16 protein-coding genes and 1 pseudogene are annotated in these 16,342 nt (G+C 62.9%); 5 read left to right on the forward strand and 12 right to left on the reverse strand.

The annotated features are described in order from the left end of the window. Window positions 1-235 (reverse strand): annotated as a pseudogene (locus ACODTO_RS25215) (phage infection protein); the annotation flags it as partial. A gap of 194 nt (window positions 236-429) precedes the next feature. Here ACODTO_RS25215 and ACODTO_RS25220 point away from each other — a divergent pair. Next, window positions 430-1,059, forward strand: a complete 630-nt coding sequence (locus tag ACODTO_RS25220; RefSeq protein ID WP_489107237.1) for a glutathione S-transferase family protein — start codon at window positions 430-432, stop codon at window positions 1,057-1,059. A 14-nt stretch (window positions 1,060-1,073) separates the two neighbouring features. On the opposite strand, the gene ACODTO_RS25225 is transcribed toward ACODTO_RS25220, so the two are convergent. The 5 genes from ACODTO_RS25225 to ACODTO_RS25245 form a co-directional block, all read right to left on the reverse strand. Beyond that, on the reverse strand, window positions 1,074-1,610 hold the full coding sequence (locus ACODTO_RS25225; protein WP_489107238.1) for a PqiC family protein: 537 nt from the start codon (window positions 1,608-1,610) through the stop codon (window positions 1,074-1,076). Window positions 1,611-1,627: 17 nt separating this feature from the next. Beyond that, on the reverse strand, window positions 1,628-3,277 hold the full coding sequence (locus tag ACODTO_RS25230; RefSeq protein WP_139641824.1) for a PqiB family protein: 1,650 nt from the start codon (window positions 3,275-3,277) through the stop codon (window positions 1,628-1,630). Beyond that, window positions 3,258-3,905, reverse strand: coding sequence for a paraquat-inducible protein A (locus tag ACODTO_RS25235; RefSeq protein WP_139642495.1), 648 nt, complete (start codon window positions 3,903-3,905; stop codon window positions 3,258-3,260). The genes ACODTO_RS25230 and ACODTO_RS25235 overlap by 20 nt, the downstream gene beginning before the upstream one ends. Window positions 3,906-3,916: 11 nt before the next feature. After that, entirely contained in the window at window positions 3,917-4,513 is a 597-nt protein-coding gene (locus tag ACODTO_RS25240) for a paraquat-inducible protein A (RefSeq protein ID WP_139641826.1), read from the reverse strand. Between the two features lie 70 nt (window positions 4,514-4,583). Further along, window positions 4,584-5,024: a CBS domain-containing protein gene (locus tag ACODTO_RS25245; RefSeq protein WP_041020645.1), complete on the reverse strand. Its 441-nt coding sequence runs from the start codon at window positions 5,022-5,024 to the stop codon at window positions 4,584-4,586. 219 nt (window positions 5,025-5,243) lie between these two features. Between ACODTO_RS25245 and ACODTO_RS25250 the strand changes: the two genes are divergently transcribed. Continuing rightward, the gene (locus tag ACODTO_RS25250; RefSeq protein WP_489107239.1) at window positions 5,244-7,607 is read left to right on the forward strand and encodes a DNA polymerase II; all 2,364 of its coding nucleotides are present in this window, start codon (window positions 5,244-5,246) and stop codon (window positions 7,605-7,607) included. Between the two features lie 9 nt (window positions 7,608-7,616). Here the strand turns inward: ACODTO_RS25250 and ACODTO_RS25255 are convergent, their stop codons facing one another. Next, window positions 7,617-8,543 carry an AEC family transporter gene (locus ACODTO_RS25255; protein WP_139641830.1) on the reverse strand — a complete coding sequence of 309 codons (927 nt, stop codon included), beginning with the start codon at window positions 8,541-8,543 and terminating at the stop codon, window positions 7,617-7,619. A gap of 209 nt (window positions 8,544-8,752) precedes the next feature. On the opposite strand from ACODTO_RS25255, the gene ACODTO_RS25260 reads away from it, so the two are divergent. Further along, the gene (locus ACODTO_RS25260) at window positions 8,753-9,787 is read left to right on the forward strand and encodes an alcohol dehydrogenase (protein ID WP_139641832.1); all 1,035 of its coding nucleotides are present in this window, start codon (window positions 8,753-8,755) and stop codon (window positions 9,785-9,787) included. Between the two features lie 75 nt (window positions 9,788-9,862). On the opposite strand, the gene ACODTO_RS25265 is transcribed toward ACODTO_RS25260, so the two are convergent. The 5 genes from ACODTO_RS25265 to ACODTO_RS25285 form a co-directional block, all read right to left on the reverse strand. After that, window positions 9,863-10,642 carry an AraC family transcriptional regulator gene (locus ACODTO_RS25265; protein ID WP_139641834.1) on the reverse strand — a complete coding sequence of 260 codons (780 nt, stop codon included), beginning with the start codon at window positions 10,640-10,642 and terminating at the stop codon, window positions 9,863-9,865. Continuing rightward, on the reverse strand, window positions 10,639-11,787 hold the full coding sequence (locus ACODTO_RS25270) for a flavin monoamine oxidase family protein (RefSeq protein ID WP_489107240.1): 1,149 nt from the start codon (window positions 11,785-11,787) through the stop codon (window positions 10,639-10,641). Before ACODTO_RS25270 ends, ACODTO_RS25265 begins: the two co-directional genes overlap by 4 nt. A gap of 2 nt (window positions 11,788-11,789) precedes the next feature. After that, the gene (locus ACODTO_RS25275) at window positions 11,790-12,458 is read right to left on the reverse strand and encodes a cupin domain-containing protein (protein ID WP_139641838.1); all 669 of its coding nucleotides are present in this window, start codon (window positions 12,456-12,458) and stop codon (window positions 11,790-11,792) included. A 58-nt stretch (window positions 12,459-12,516) separates the two neighbouring features. Next, the gene (locus ACODTO_RS25280; protein WP_217505292.1) at window positions 12,517-12,858 is read right to left on the reverse strand and encodes a carboxymuconolactone decarboxylase family protein; all 342 of its coding nucleotides are present in this window, start codon (window positions 12,856-12,858) and stop codon (window positions 12,517-12,519) included. Window positions 12,859-12,931: 73 nt separating this feature from the next. Then, on the reverse strand, window positions 12,932-13,705 hold the full coding sequence (locus tag ACODTO_RS25285) for an SDR family NAD(P)-dependent oxidoreductase (protein WP_041023110.1): 774 nt from the start codon (window positions 13,703-13,705) through the stop codon (window positions 12,932-12,934). Window positions 13,706-13,843: 138 nt separating this feature from the next. Here ACODTO_RS25285 and gcvA point away from each other — a divergent pair, with 138 nt between their 5' ends. After that, a complete protein-coding gene (gene gcvA, locus ACODTO_RS25290) occupies window positions 13,844-14,755 on the forward strand; it encodes a transcriptional regulator GcvA (RefSeq protein ID WP_139641843.1) in 912 nt (303 codons plus the stop codon). Window positions 14,756-14,943: 188 nt separating this feature from the next. Beyond that, window positions 14,944-16,266 (forward strand): tetratricopeptide repeat protein, encoded by a 1,323-nt coding sequence (locus tag ACODTO_RS25295; protein ID WP_489107241.1) that lies wholly within the window; start codon window positions 14,944-14,946, stop codon window positions 16,264-16,266. Window positions 16,267-16,342 lie beyond the last annotated feature (76 nt).

Consider the following 16,342-nt stretch of genomic DNA (forward strand, 5'->3'; position numbering starts at 1 on the left):
CGCGATTCTCGATCAAGCGATCCGAACCACCTTCAGCGACGCGATTCTCGATCAAACGATCCGAACCACCTTCAGCGACGCGATTCTCGATCAAGCGATCCGAACCACCTTCAGCGACGCGGTTCTCAATCAGTCGATCGGAACCACCTTCGGCAACGACCGGGTGGGAAGAAGCGGCGAATGCGTTGGCTGCCAGAACCGAGAAAGCGAGGCTGAGGATGATTTGGCGTTTCATGATGGTGTGCTCCGGGGGATGCAGTGGGTTTGTGTGGGGCCATTGTTGCGTCGGGCAGTGATCATGAGAACTTCATTGAAGTGATGGTGACCATCGATGGCAGTGATAACTGGTCGATGTGCAGGTCGTCTACGGCGTGGAACATCGGGCGTGCGAAGGGTTCTATCGACTGAACCTTCCCAGGAGGCAGGCTTATGTATCAGTTATTCGGCTACAGGCAATCCGGTTCGGCGGCCGTGGAGATTGCCCTGTGCCTATGTGGTGTGCCTTATCGCCGGGTCGATGCCTATTCGACCGAAGACAATGACGCGGCCAAGGCACTCGAGGCGTTGAATCCCCAGAAACAGGTGCCGACCTTGCAGTTGCCGGACGGTTCGGTGCTGACCGAAGCCGCCGCCATTCTGATCCACCTCGGGCTGACCTATCCGGAATCGAAGTTGCTGCCCGAGGACCCGGCCCAGCGTGCACAAGCCATACGGGGCCTGGTTTACATCGTCGCCAATTGCTACACGCCCATCGGTATCATCGATTTTCCGGAGCGCTGGCTGGCCGAGGCGGATGAGGCGACCCGGCAGCAATTGGTGTCGGGCACGAAGCATCGCTTGTATCGCAACTGGGCGTTGTTTGCCGATCAGTTTCCGGCGCAACCGTTCTTCAGCGGCGCCGAGCCGGGAGCGCTGGATATTCTCGCAGCGGTGATTACCAAGTGGGCCGGAACACGAGAGGCGATGCTCAGTGCACGACCGGAATTTCACGCAGTGCTGGAGCGCATCGACCAGCATCCGCGGGTGGCCCCGGTGCTGTCACTGCATTGGGCTGCGTAGGCGTGTCCGAAAGGTCATGGGCATGCCTTTCGAGTGGCCGCCTGGGCGATGAGGTCGACGAACTGCCGGACGTTATCCTGGTGGGCCAGCACCAGCTCGTCGAGGGTGCTTCCCGCAGGTGTCTGCAGGTGGTTGCGGCAGGTAAAGGCGTGAGCTTCGTCACTGAGGTTACGCAAGCGCCATTGCACGTCCATGCGGGCGTACTGGCCGGGGACCGAATCGAAACGTTGTACGTCTACCCGTAGTAACGCCTTCGGCGCGCCGGGATTGCTCAGTTGTTCCTCAAGGCTGCTGCGCAGCTCATCCGCCAGGCTGGCGCCCCACCATTCGGTCTCCAGGATCGCCAATCCACTGTTGCCCTGGCGAATGACCATCTGGGGGCGATCCACCTGAGGCGGGACGCTGACCTGCTCGATCCGGATGTCGACGCCGGAGGGTGGCTTGCCTGTCGGCTGGACCGGGCTCAAGGTGTGGTAATGGATCGGATCGCTGCGACAGGCGCCGAGCAGCAGCGCCACGGCGACGAGGGCGAGTTTCAGCATCGGCGGCATGGCGCGTGCTCCTCTGATCATTCTTTCACCGGGAAGGTGAGCGGGGCATCCTTGGGACGACCGCGCAGCAGCGATTCTGGATGACGGCTCAAGTAGTCGGACAGTTCTCGCAGCGAGCGCGACATGCGACCGAGATCGTCGAGGGTCTGGGTCAACTGCTCGCGCTGAGGCGAGTCTTCGGCCAGCGTGGTGTTGGCCGACTGCAAGGTCTTGCTGACGTCTTGCAAGGTATTCTGCACGCTTGGCAGGGTCTTGCCGTTGAATTGCTTCAGGCCTTTGCGCAATTCCACGAGGTTGCCATCCAGATTACTGGCGATGCTTTCCAGCGGCAGCTTGTTGATCCGCTCGATCACCGACTGCAGTTGCTCCTGCAATTGCTGCAGGCTGCCAGGAATGGTCGGGATTCGGACGGGGCGGGCCGCGGGGTCGAAAGCGACTTTCTCGGCCTTGGGATAGAAGTCCAGGGAGATGTACAACTGCCCAGTCAGCAAGTTGCCGCTGCGGGCCTGGGCGCGCAGGCCACGTTCGACGAAGCTGCCGAGCAGGCGGGCCGAGGCGGCCTCGTCTTCTGGATCATGATTGAGCGCCTTGAGCAATTTCTCGTGGGCTTTGCCCAGGCGCTGGGGGTAGATCACCACGCCGACATTGACCGGGAAACTGCGTTGCTTCTCGTCGAAATCCAGGTTGATGGCCACGACCCTGCCGATTTCCACGCCGAGGAATTCCACCGGTGCATCGACCTTCAACCCCCGCAGCGCCTGATCGAAACGCAGGGCCAGGTATTGCGCCTTGCCACTGGGTGGCGCCAGGGCGCTTTGTTGGTCGGCGAACAGTTCGTAGTTCTTGTCTTCGGCTGCTGGCGTGTCGTCGGGATTGTAGTCCGGTGCCCTGAACGCGATGCCGCCGACCAGCAATGCCGAGAGCGATTCGGTCCTGACCGCGAAGCCATTGGCGCCGACGTTCAAGTCCACGCCGCTGACGTTCCAGAACCGGGTGTTCTCGGTGACATAAGCGTCGTTCGGTGCGTTGATGAAGACCTCGATATTGACGCCCTTGCCGTCCGCGTCCAGGGCGTAGGAGACCACTTGGCCCACCGGAATCTTGCGCAGATAAACCGGTGAGCCGATGTCCAGCGAACCGAGGTCGCGGGAGTGCAGGGTAAAGCGCTTGCCCGGTTCGCCGTAGGTGATCGGTGGCGGTGCCTCGAGGCCGGTGAACGACTTGGCGCGTACTTTCGAATGCCCGGCGTCGGCCCCGATGAAGTCCCCTGACAGCAACGTGTCGATCCCGGAAATGCCACCGGCGCCGATGCGCGGCCGGACCACCCAGAACACCGAGTCTTCGTGGGTGAACGTATCGGCGTTCTTGGCCAGCTTGACCGTGGCGGTGACGTTCTTCTGGTCATCGCTCAACTGCACGTCCGTGACCTGGCCGATCACCACGTTGCGGTATTTCACCGCGGTCTTGTTGGCGGTCAGGCCTTCGCCGGTCTTGAAGGTAATGGTGATGGTCGGGCCTTCCTGCAGCCAGTTGTGGACTACCAGCGACAGGCCCACCAGCACCGCGATGATCGGCACGATCCACACCAGCGACACCGACCAGCGACTGCTGGTGACGTGGGCGCGCCCCGGCGCGGGTTGTTGTCCGTCAGTGGCTTGCGATTTCATCCATGGCCTCCTCCGAGGGGGGTGGGGTGTCCCAGATCAGCCGTGGGTCGAAACTCATGGCCGACAGCATGGTGAACAGCACGACGAGGCCGAAGAACAGGATCCCCGGGCGCGGTTCGATATCGCTCAGTGCCTGGAACTTCACCAGCGCCGCCACCAGGGCCACCACCAGCACGTCGAGCATCGACCAATAGCCGATGACTTCCACCAGCCGGTACAGCTTCGCTCGCTGGAGCTGGGCCCAGCTGCTGCGTCGTTGCACGGTGACCAGCAGCAGCGTCAGGACCACGAACTTGATGCCGGGTACGGCGATGCTGGCGATGAAGATGATCAGGGCGATGTCCCAGGCACCGCTGCGCCAGAACTCGATCACGCCGCTGATGATCGTGCTGTCGGCGCCGTCCCCGAGCATCCGGGTGTTCATCACCGGCAGCAGGTTGGCCGGGATATAGAACACCAGCGCGGCCAGCATGTAGGCCCAGGTGCGGGTGAGGGCATCGGGTTTGCGTCGGTGCAGGAGGGCGTCGCAACGCGGGCAGGTCGTGGGCTCGTCGGTCATGTCGCAGGCCAGGCCGCAGCCATGGCACAGGCACAGGTCCAGCTCACCGGCCAGTGGTGGGGTATCCAGCGGTTTGCCGTTCACAGGCTGCTCCACAGGTCGCGCACATCGCGCCCGGCAATACGGATCATCAGCAGGCTCAAGGCCGCCAGGGCGAACAGGCCGATACCCGGCAGTACGTCCAGCAACCCGGCGAGTTTGATCACCGCCACCAGCGCGCCCAGCAGGCAGACCTCCAGCATGCTCCATGGTCGCAGCGTTTCCAGGCTGCGCATGCACAGGTTGAACCCCGGCGCACGGCGGTTGGCGTAGGCATGCCCCAGCACCCAGAGCAGCAGGGCCAGTTGAAGGAGTGGAGCGATGATGATTGCCACCGCTGCCACCAGGGCGATGAAGGTAATCGGCCCCTGGCTCAAGGCCACGATGGAATCCCACAGCGTGGCGCTGTTGTTCAGGCCCTGGAAGCGGATGCTCATCACCGGGTAGACGTTGGCGAAGGCCCACAACACCGCCGCCGTCACGCTCAAGGCCAGGCGTTTTTCGATGGTCAGCCCGTTATAGCGCTGGATCACCGCGCCACATCGCACGCACGAGGCTTTCTGATGCGGGACGAGCTCCACCGGCTCGTACACCGCATCGCAATGTTCGCAAATGATCAGTCGCTCGGCGTCGGCCATCGGGGTGCTCGGGCAGGGGCAACCCCTTCAATATAGAAGTGGGTTGGGAATGAGCAACCTGGCGAGTCGATCATTCGCCGCGAATGTACTGCTCCAGTTGTTGGATCAGGTTCGCCTGTTCGGCAATGGCTTCCTTGACCAGGTCACCGATGGACAGCAGGCCGACGAGTTTGCCGTCGTCCACCACCGGCAAATGCCGCAAGTGCTTTTCGGTCATGATGCTCAGGCAGGTCTCGACGGTCTGGTGCGGATCGATGGTGATCACGGGGGATACCATGATGTCGCTGACTTTCGTGCCCACCGATGAGCGGCCGTGCAAGACCATCTTGCGCGCATAATCACGCTCGCTGATGATCCCCAGCACTTCATCGTTCTTCACCACCAACAAGGCGCCGACGTTTTTCTCGGCCATGCGCATCAAGGCCTGCAACACCATGTCGTCCGGTGAGATGGTGTGCACATGCTGGTTCTTCTCGTCCTTCATCCGGAGCAACTGCGCGACGGTTTTCATTGGGAGGGCCTCGGGGGTGTTTTTGCAGGTGTTGTTAAAGAATCGTAGACCCGGCGGCGCAGGGCAAGCGGTAAAACGGCGGCCAGTCGTCCAAAAACGCCATCGGCGGTGAATTTATCATTGTGGCGAGGGGATAAATCCCCTCGCCACTCAGGTTCACTGTTTCCCTGAGAGATGGCGGGTAGAATCACCCCTTACCCAAGATTCGAGGTCACAGCGGTGGATTTACAGCAGGGCTTCGTCCTGACCCGGCATTGGCGCGACACCCCAGCGGGCACCGAAGTCGAATTCTGGCTGGCGACAGACGCCGGGCCTCGGCGTGTGCGGCTGGCGGTGCAGCCGTCGGTGGCGTTCGTGCCGCAGCTCCAGCGTGGCCAGGTCGAAGCCCTGCTGCAAGGGGAGAAGGACATTGAATTGCGCCCCCTCGACCTGCTGGATTTCGAGCATCGACCGGTGCTGGGCCTGTATTGCCGCCAACACGCCCAACTGATGCGCCTGGACACGACCTTGCGGCGGGCGGGCGTGGACGTGTTCGAGGCCGATATCCGGCCGCCGGAGCGCTACCTGATGGAGCGATTCATCACCGCGCCGGTCTGGTTCAGCGGTACGCCGGGCACCGACGGCCTGTTGCTGGATGCCCAGATGAAACCGGCCCCCGATTACCGTCCGGCGTTGCGCCTGGTGTCCCTGGACATCGAGACCACGGCCCAGGGTGAACTGTATTCCATTGCCCTGGAAGGCTGCGGCGAGCGCCAGGTGTACATGCTCGGCCCGCCCAATGGCGACGACAGCGATGTGGATTTCCAGCTCGAATACTGTGAATCCCGCACGCTGCTGCTGAAGAAACTCAACGACTGGTTCGCCCGTTTCGACCCCGACGCGATCATCGGCTGGAACCTGGTGCAGTTCGACCTGCGGGTGCTGCACGAGCATGCCCGGCGGCTGGCCGTGCCGTTGCGCCTGGGGCGAGGCGGGGAGGAGATGCAGTGGCGCGAGCACGGTGCGCGCAACAACCACTTCTTTGCCTCGGCGGCCGGACGACTGATCATCGATGGCATCGAGTCCCTGCGCTCGGCCACCTGGAGCTTCCCTTCGTTCAGCCTGGAAAACGTCGCCCAGACGTTGTTGGGGGAGGGCAAGGCCATCGGCACCCCTTATCAGCGCATGGACGAAATCAATCGCATGTTCGCCGAGGACAAGCCGGCCCTGGCCCGCTACAACCTCAAGGACTGCGAGCTGGTGACGCGGATCTTCGCCAAGACCGAGCTGCTCAAGTTCCTGCTGGAGCGGGCCAGTGTTACCGGCCTGCCGGCGGACCGCAGTGGCGGTTCGGTGGCGGCCTTCACGCACCTGTACATGCCGCTGATGCACCGCCAGGGGTTCGTGGCACCGAATCTTGGCCAGCGCCCGCCCCAGGCCAGCCCGGGCGGCTTTGTCATGGACTCCCAGCCCGGGCTCTACGAATCGGTCCTGGTGCTGGACTACAAGAGCCTGTATCCGTCGATCATCCGCACGTTTCTCATCGACCCGGTGGGTCTGATCGAAGGCCTGCGGCATCCGGACGATCGCGAGTCGGTGCCGGGCTTTCGCGGCGCACGGTTCTCGCGCACCCGCCATTGCCTGCCGTCCATCGTGGCACGCGTTGCCGAAGGCCGGGAAACCGCCAAGCGCGAACACAACGCGCCGCTGTCCCAGGCCCTGAAGATCATCATGAACGCCTTCTACGGCGTACTCGGTTCCAGCGGTTGCCGCTTCTTCGATCCAAGGCTGGCCTCATCCATTACCTTGCGCGGCCACCAGATCATGCAGCAGACCCGGCAGTTGATCGAAGCTCGGGGCCATGTGGTGATCTATGGCGATACGGACTCCACCTTCGTCTGGTTGCGCCGGGCCCATGGCCAGGAGGAGGCAGCCGGCATTGGTCGTGAGCTGGTGGCTTACGTCAACCAGTGGTGGCGCGAATACGTGCATGAGACGTTCGGGTTGCAGAGTGCGTTGGAGCTGCAGTTCGAAACCCACTTCAAGCGTTTTTTGATGCCGACGATTCGTGGTGCCGAGGAAGGCAGCAAGAAGCGCTACGCCGGGCTGGTGACCCGTGCCGACGGCAGCGATGAAATCGTCTACAAGGGGCTGGAGGCCGTGCGCACCGACTGGTCGCCGCTGGCCCGGCAATTCCAGCAGGAGTTGTACGAGCGGATCTTCCATCGCAAGCCTTACCAGGATTACGTGCGCGATTACGTCCAACAGACCCTGGCCGGGACGTTCGATGAGCGATTGGTCTACCGCAAGCGCCTGCGTCGACCGCTGGATGACTATGAGCGCAATGTTCCGCCCCACGTGCGAGCGGCGCGGATTGCCGACGAGTTCAACCAGCGCCAGGGTCGCCCGCGGCAATACCAGAATGGTGGCTGGATCAGCTACGTCATCACCGTCGCCGGCCCCGAGCCGCTGGAAACCCGCAGCGCCGCCATCGACTACGACCATTACGTGAGCAAGCAGCTGCAACCGGTGGCGGATGCGATCCTGCCGTTCGTGGGCGATGATTTCCTGACCTTGGTGGGCGGGCAGATGGGCTTGTTCTGAGGATGCTCGTCATACCCATGACGAAAGGGTGATGACGGCGACCGGCAGGGCAAGCGCGGCGAGCAGCGTCTGGCCCGCGATGATGCCGGCCATCAGTGGGGCGTCACCGCCCATCTGCCGGGCCATGATGTAGGACGACGATGCCGTCGGCAGGGACTGGAAAAGCAGGACGGCAATCGCCGCATCGCCCCGCAGGCCGATCATGCGGCAGGCGATCAAGGTCACGATCGGCATGATCACGAACTTGGTGATCGAGGACAGGCCGATCGGCTTCAACCAGCTGCGCGCCGTTTTCAGGTCCAGGGCCGCCCCGACACACAGCAGGCCGAGGGGCAACGACGCCTGGCCAAGCGCCTTGAATACCGCTTCCGGTCCTCGGGGTATGCCGATCCCTGTCCCTTGCAGGATGATGCCGGCCAGACACGCCATTATCAGTGGGTTCGTTACCAATTGCCTGGCGATGAGCTTGAGCGGCAATCGTCCCCCAGGACCGAAGCGGGCGAATACCAGCACGCAGAGAATATTGACCGTCGGCACGATCGCCGCGTTGGCCACGGCTGCCAAGGTAATACCGGATGCACCGAACAGTCCGGCGGCCGCAGATACCCCCACATAATTATTGAAGCGCACGCCGCCCTGGAAGACCGAGGTGAAGGCCGCATCATTACCCGCAAAAAGACCTCGCGACCCCACCAGCAAGACCGCCACCGTGACGGTCGACATCACCAGCGCCAGGATCATCCCGCCCACCGGGACATCACCGAGCTGGGCGGTCGCCAGGCCATGGAGAAACAGCGACGGCAGCAGCACGTAGTAGCCCAGCCGCTCGGCCTGGGGCCAGAAGCTGTCGGCCAGAAAGTTCGATTGCCTGAGCCAGGCACCCAATGCGATCAACAAGGCAATGGGGAAGAGGGCAAGCAGCAACGCCAGGGTCATCTCGCATTCACCAATCAGTTCAGAGGAATAACGGCGGCTGTGCAGCCTGCCTGGGATAATTCCCTCGGTCCCACAGGGTAAAGCAGATGAGGCGTTCCCTGCACACCCATAAAGTTTTTCTTGCCCTGCGCTAAAAGTAATCTGCTTTGTCCGGCAAGTGGCATCTGCACACACTCGAACTCAGGTTTTGATCACAGAGGCGAGAGAAAATGACCAAGAACACCTACAAGGCCATGCAGGTTACCCGGCCGGGCCTGCTGGAGCTGGTCGAACGGCAAATACCCGAACCGGGCACGGGTGATGTATTGATCGAAGTGCAGGCCTGCGGGGTCTGTGGGGCGGACGCCGGGGCTATCGAAGGGCTGGAGGGCGGTCTGCAATTGCCCCGCGTGCCCGGTCATGAAGTGGTGGGGCGGATCGTGGCCCTCGGCGCGGGCGTCCAAGGTGGTTGGCGGGTGGGCCAGCGGGTTGGCATCGGACGTTTGGGAGGGCATTGCAACGCTTGTGAGCAGTGCCGTCGCGGGCACTTCAACCTGTGCAGCAACCAGCCCATGGTGGGCAGCTCCCGGGATGGCGGCTACGCAGAGATGATGACCGCACGCGCCACCGGGCTGGTGGCGATCCCGGATCAGTTGGATGCCGTGGAAGCGGCGCCATTGCTGTGCGCGGGCATCGCCACGTTCAATGCCCTGCGCAAGTCTGGCGCCCAGGCGGGGGATCTGGTGGCGATCCAGGGCATCGGCGGCCTCGGTCACCTGGCCATCCAGTACGCGCGGCGGATGGGTTTCAAGGTCGTGGCCGTCGGGCGTGGCGCCGACATTGCGCAAGATGTCCTGGCGCTGGGCGCTCATCACTACCTCGATACCCATGTCGAGGATCCGGTCGCTCGGCTCAAGGAGATGGGTGGGGCCCAGGTGATCCTGACCACCATCACCGACAGCGCCGCGGTATCCTCGCTGATGCCTGCCCTCGCGCCACAGGGACGTTTGCTGGTGGTGGGCGTGGGGCAGCAGCCGCTGACGATCATGCCCGGTGCGCTGGTGGGCGGCGAACGCAGCGTCCAAGGTGCGATCACCGGCACTCCCTACGAATCCGAGAAAACCCTGGATTTCAGCGTCATGACCGACGTGCGCGCCATGATCGAAACCCGACCCCTGGAGAATGCCTGGGAGGCTTACCAGAAGGTGAAGTCAGGTGAGGTGAAATTTCGCATGGTGCTGACGATGGATTCGGGCGTCGTCTGAGCCTCAATGGGCGGGCGGTTGTTCCCGGGCAATGTCGAGGAAACCGACGTGATTTGCCCGGGCTTTCGTCGTTGCCTATTCCCCGCGCATATATGCCTGCGGACTGCTGCCCAATTCCTGGCGAAACGCGTAGATGAACGCGGAGGTGGAACCATAGCCCAGCTCCAGGGCCGTACGGGTCACATCCAGGCCGTCGCCCAGCAGTTCGATGGCCCTGAACAGGCGTAGTCGTCTTCGCCAGGTCCGCAAGCTCATGCCTGTTTCACTGACGAAGTGCCGCGCCAGCGTCCGCTCGGACATGCCCAGTCTCCGAGCCCAGGTGTCCATTTCCGTCGGGTCTGCCGGGTCGGCATAAAGGGCTTCGCACAGCGTCGCCAATGCCTGGTTACGGGGCCAGGGCAGGGCGGTGGAAAGAGGCGTGGTGCGACGCAGTTGGTCGAGGATCAATTGCGTGATGCGGCGGGTGTAGCCCTCGGTGTCTTCTTCATCTTCCACCCGTGCCGCTTCGATGATCAGTGCCTTGAGCAGGGGCGACACGTCGAACAGTGTGGGACGGTCGCCAGGCAGCTCGGAGGGAATGCGATCGCTGATCCACAGGCTGCGAAACTCCGCACCGAACATCGAGCCGACCTGGTGACTGAGACCGGTTGGCAGCCAAGCGGCCTGTTCCGGCGAGATCATGAAGGAGCCGGCCTGTGTATTGACCGTCAACACGCCGGAAATCGCGTAGACCATCTGGTGCCAGTCATGAGCGTGCTCGGGGAAGCTGTGGCGCGCAGGGATGGACTGGGCACGTACCTTCAAAGGCGCGGGGGGTGTGAGGCCATGAGGGGCTTCGAGGGTGCCCCATTTCATGATCGATCTCGGGCAGAAGGTCCTTGAGTGATGGACTGCGACGCTGCCTGTACGCCCCGATCAGCCGCATCGACTGCCCCGGCGACATAGCCGGGAAACTGCGGCGACCATTCACTGGCGATACCGGCAAGGCATCCACTCCAGGGCCCTGAGGCTGCCATGGCTGAGGGCGCCGCGGCATGTTGGCTCGCACCCGTGAGATCAGCTGCGGTGGCGGTGAAGGGCTCCGCCGCCCAGTCTTTCAGGAACTCGGCTTTTGGAGTGCCCGCCTGAGGTCCAAACATCCGGACCAACTGAGCGCGGCAAAGTGATCGCAATTCACTTTCGGGCATGCTCTTGCGAAATGTTGCGGGCACGCCAATGAAGCCGAACAGCGCAGCGCTGCCTTGTGGGATCGAGGCATCGTGGATTTCCACCAAAGGGCCGACACCGCTTCGACCTTCACCGGAAAGCCCTTGCTCACGCCAGAAAGGCGTATCGAAGAGGGCGAAATACTTGGCATGGGGGGCCATCCATGTAGCGGTCGCTGCCCAGCTTCGTGCGAGCTCCAGCGGCAGGGCCGGCGAAAACTCAACAGTGGCCTGCACCAGACGCGGCGGCATGGCCAGGAGCACCTGCTCCACGCCCCACGGCGTGACCTGGCCTGAGGCGTCGGTGCTAGACAGCTCAATGCCCTGTGCTGTGCGGCGCATGCTGCGCACGGTGTGTCCGGTGAAGACTCGCGCCGGGTCCAGAGCGTCGAACAGGGCCTCGACAAGGGCGCCCATGCCACCCTCCAGACGCATCGAAGGCGGTGAATTCACGTAGCCGCGCATGCGCGCAGGCGCAGTGTCACGTGAGCGCTCGACCATCATGTCGCCGATCTCGTACTGCTCGTAACGACGCAGCTTCAGCGTCTGGATGAGACGATCCAGCTGCCGTTGGTAGCCAGGCCAGAACCACGAGGGGCCCAGGTCGAAGCGGTCCAGGGTGCCGGGTTGTTCCTGACCCGTGGCGAAGGTTGTGGGAGCGGAGACGATGCGTCCCCCGAGGACGTCCCGGGCTTCAAGCACCACATAGTCCGTGACGCCCTTTTGCTGCAGTGCATAGGCGGCGTACAGGCCACTCAAGCCGGCCCCGACGATCGCAATTCGAGCTGTTTGCATGCCTAAGCCTCCGTGGGCATATCGAGCAGATGCCCGGTCTTGAGGTACACCGTGGCACCTTGGTTGCCGGCGGTAATGTCCGGGTAGGCACCTGGTGGCAAGCGCATCCAGCTGCCGCGCTCGAAGGATTGCCCTGCGGTTTCGATCTGGCCCGAAAGCACCAGCACCTCAGCGCTGTCGATGCCTTGGGTGAAGAGGGGATCTTCGGGCCGCAGGCGTAGCAGGCAGACCTGTTCGTCCTTGGCCGAGAACAGCGGACAGATTTCCCGACTGTCCTGCTGTTGCCAGGCCAGGGGATCGCTTGTATCGATCCGCACCGGATCTTGCTCGTCAGGTTTCATCTGCCAGAGCTTGACGAAGATGATCGCACCTTCGCGGCTGAAAGGCTGATGGGCCGATCCTGGTGGGTTGCGTAGATAAGTGCCTGCGGGGTGGTGTTCGTCACCTTCGGAGAAGGTCCCAGACAGGACCAGGATCTCCTCGCCCCCAGGATGGGGATGTGGCGGAAAAATGGACTGTGGTGCATAGCGCACAATACTGGTCGCTCGGGCTTTTTCACCCCCGAGCCGATCCAGCATGACGCGTTCGACGCCACTCTGCGGCGAGGCGACCCATTGGTAGTCGCGGGACGCAACGGTGGCGGGACGGGAAAAGTCTGCATTGACGAGCATGGGCGAATGTCCAGGAGCCGGCGAAAGGAGACCGGCGAGCCGGCCCCCTCGTCAGGGCTCAAGCGTTGGGGAGTTGGGCGTGCGCCTCGAGGACGCGTGCGGAATAAGTCAGGGCCGCACCTGCGTTCAAGGCGATGGCGACGCCCAGTGCTTCGGTGATCTCTGCCTTGGTCGCGCCCAGTTCGACGGCCTTCTTGGTGTGCACGGTGATGCAACCGTCGCAGCGGGTGGTGACGGCCACGGCCAATGCGATCAACTCATGGATCTTAGGCTCCAGGTGGCCGGTCTTGGCGGCCGCGCCGTCAATCGTGTTCAAGCCACGGAGAATATCGGGGCTTTGCGTCGCGAGATCGCCGACGCGTTCCAACAGTGCGGTGCGGTAAGTGTTCCAGTCATTCATCATGGGGATAGGTCCTTTCAGATTTGAGGTCGAGTGTCGCAATGACACCCGGCGCAAAAGCGTGCGTCGTGAATCAGTTGCGGCCGGCCATCACGCCGCCGTCCACGTCCCAGATGGCGCCGGTGACCCAGCTGGCTTTGTCGGACAGCAGGAAGGTCACGACTTCGGCGACGTCCTGCGGGGTGCCGACACGGCCGATCGGGTGGAAGCTGTTGAAGCCTTGCAGAGCGCTATGGACGTCGGCCTTGGGGATGAAGCCTTCGTAGATCGGGGTCTGTACAACGGCTGGCGAAACGGCGTTGACACGGATGTGTTTCGGCGCCAGCTCCATGGCCAGATGCTGGGTCAGCGAGTGCAGGCCGGCCTTGGCCATGGAATAGGCCGAGGAGGGCGTTGCGGCGATCGCCTGCTTGGCCCACATCGAACCGATGTTGACGATGGCGCCCGGACGTTCGTTGGCCACCAGGTTGGCGGCGACCTTCTGGGTGATGAAGAAGAAAGCCTTGTTCAGCTTCATGTACTGGTCGTAATCCGCACCTTCGTATTCCAGGAACGGTTTCGGGAAAAACACACCGGCCGCATTGACCAGCAGGTCGATGTTCCAGTGGTGTTCATCGATGGTTCGGGTCAGTTGGGCCAGGCCTTCTTCGCTGGTCAGGTCAGCGGTCAGCGCGACGACCTCGCCCAGGGCGGACAGCTCCTTGCGGGCTTCTTCGGTTTTCTGTGGGCGGTTGCCCACGATGACTGCACTGCCACCTTCGGCGAGTACCATCCGGGCCACTTCCAGGCCCATCCCACTGGTGCCACCGACGACCAGCAGCTTTTTACCCTTGAATTGATTGCTCATACCGCACCTCTCTGGACTTCATGGTTGGCAGTGATCGCCACGCGGCGCTGTTCTGCCTTGGAGCCCATTATTCGAGGCTTCCCTTCCAGGCGACAAACCACATAAAGTGTCCTTCCGAGAAAGAAAAAGTTTATCGACATGAAGATGCCCGTCCACCTCAATGCCTTGCGTGCCTTCGAGGCCAGTGCCCGTCATCAGAGCTTTTCGGCTGCTGCCGCCGAACTCAACGTCACCCCTGCCGCTGTCGGTCAGTTGGTGCGCTCCCTGGAGGATTGGCTGGGCACGCCGCTCTTTCACCGGGCGTCCAGCGGGCGGGTCAGGCTCGTGGCGACGGAGGCAGCCGAACATGCGTTACCTGATATTCGGGCCGGTTTCGACAGGCTCACGCTAGGCCTGGAAAGGCTCAAGGAAGAATCGAATGGCGGTGTGCTCACGGTCACGGTCAGCCCCGCGTTCGCCGCCAAATGGCTGTTGCCGCGCATCGAAAGTTTTCATGCCGCCTGGCCCGACATGGATGTGCGCCTGGACACGAATCTGCGGACCGTGGATTTCCTCGCCCAACGGATCGACATCGGTGTGCGGTACGGGCCGGGAAGCTGGCCTGGCCTGGTCGCGGAAAAGTTGATGGATGAGGAGGTCTATCCCGTCTGTTCGCCCAAACTGCTGGAGGGTGCTGCGCGCCTGCAGGCGCCGGACGACCTTGCCCGGGAAACCCTCATTCATGACCTGTCCATGGACAGCCATATGGATTTCCCAACGTGGGCGGCGTGGGTCGAGAAATTGGGCCTTTCCGGTGTGGCGACCTCACGTGGGATGAAGATCAATAACTCGGCGGCAGTCTTGCAGGCGGCTATTGACGGGCAGGGAGTGGCCCTGGCTCGCAGTGTCATGGCTCGCGATGACCTGGCGGCGGGGCGACTGGTCAGGCTGTTCCCGCAGATAAGGTTCGAGTCGCCCCTGGCCTATTACGTGGTCTATCGACCAGGGTGTTCGAGCCTGCCCAGGTTGAAGGCTTTTCGCGATTGGTTGTTCGAGACCGCCGCCAAATAGCGGTCGAGCCAGCTCTCCGTTCAAGCATCCCGAGGCATTTTCATGGGGCCTGGGTTTTTATTCATGTTGGCGGCATGACTGGCTTCTGTTCTACATCACGTGGCGGCTCATCGAAAGCCGGCCGGCCGTGTTTGACGTCTAATGTTCCTCATTCGTTTGAACCGGAACACTCAGGAGCCTTGCAGCCAATGGCCTGCCTCGACCGTTACAGCCTGCCCCTTTCGACCACGTCTGACGTCGCCGCCGAACATTATCGCAGTGGTGTGGACCTGCTGCTTTCCCTATGGCCCGGCGCAGCTGAAACCCTTGAGGCGGCCATCTCAGTCGATCCGGATTTCGCCCTGGCCCATGCCGCCCGTGCCCGCTTGCACGCGGTGCGCGCTGAAACTCGCGAAGCCAAGGCCAGGATCGCCAGGGCGATGGAGCTGGCGCAGGCCAATGGCACCGAGCGCGAGCGAAGCCATGTGCAGGTGCTCCGGTTCGCCATCGATGGCCAGCCGACCAAAGCCCTGGCCGGTGCCTTGCAGCACGCGGACCGCTGGCCCCTGGATACCGTGATCCTGTCCCTGCCGCTGGGTGCGTTCGGGCTGTTCGCATTCTCCGGCATGGCTGACCATGACCAGGCCCGGGTGGAGCTGTGCGAACGGCATGCCCGTCACTTTCCGGAAAACGACTGGTGGTTTCTCACCTATCGCGGCTGGGCCCATGGCGAGAACGGTGAGGTCGCCCTCGGCCGTGAACTGACCCAGCGGGCGCTGGAACTGCGGCGTAATAACGTCAACGCGGTGCATGCTGTGGCGCATGTGCTCCATGAGTCCGGCGCCAACGACGAAGCGGCCGGGATCATCCGGGACTGGTTGCCCGGCTACGACCGCAGCGGCATCCTGCACGGTCATATCGCCTGGCACGGCGCACTGGTAGCATTGGAGCGCGGCGATACCGAAACCGCACTCGGCCTCTATACCGAACAGGTGGCGCCCTCGGTGTCCGCCGGGGTACCGATCAATGTGGTCAGCGACAGCGCTTCGTTCCTGTGGCGTCTGCAGGCCTACGGACACGAAGTGCCGGCTGGCCTGTGGGACGAGGCAGCCCGCTATGCGTCCAACCACTTCCAGCAGCCCGGCTTTCCCTTCGCCGATTTCCACATGGCTATTCTTGCGGCCGTCACGGGCGACGAGCATGCCCTCGAACAGCGTGCCAACGTGCTGAGTGAGCAGGTCCGGCACGGCCACCTGCGGGCAGGGCCGGTGGCCCCGACCCTTTGTCACGCCGTGCAGGCGTTCGCCCAGGGACGCTATGCTGATTGTGCGAAGCTACTCGAGCCAGTGGGCCGGGATGTCGTGCGCATCGGTGGCAGTGGCGCCCAACGGGAAATCGTCCAGGACACGTTGCTGGTGGCGCTGATACGAGCCGGCGAGGTGAAGAAGGCCAGGGTTCTGCTAAACCGGCGCTTGCATCGCCGGCCATCGCCACGGGACAGCCGCTGGCTGGCCGGGCTTGCCGCAGCCTGAACGGTGCAATCCCTGTGGGAGCGAGCCTGCTCGCGAAAGCGGTGGGTCAGCGTGAAGAGATGTTGAATGCGAAGCC

The organism is Pseudomonas sp. FG13 (genome assembly GCF_057809755.1).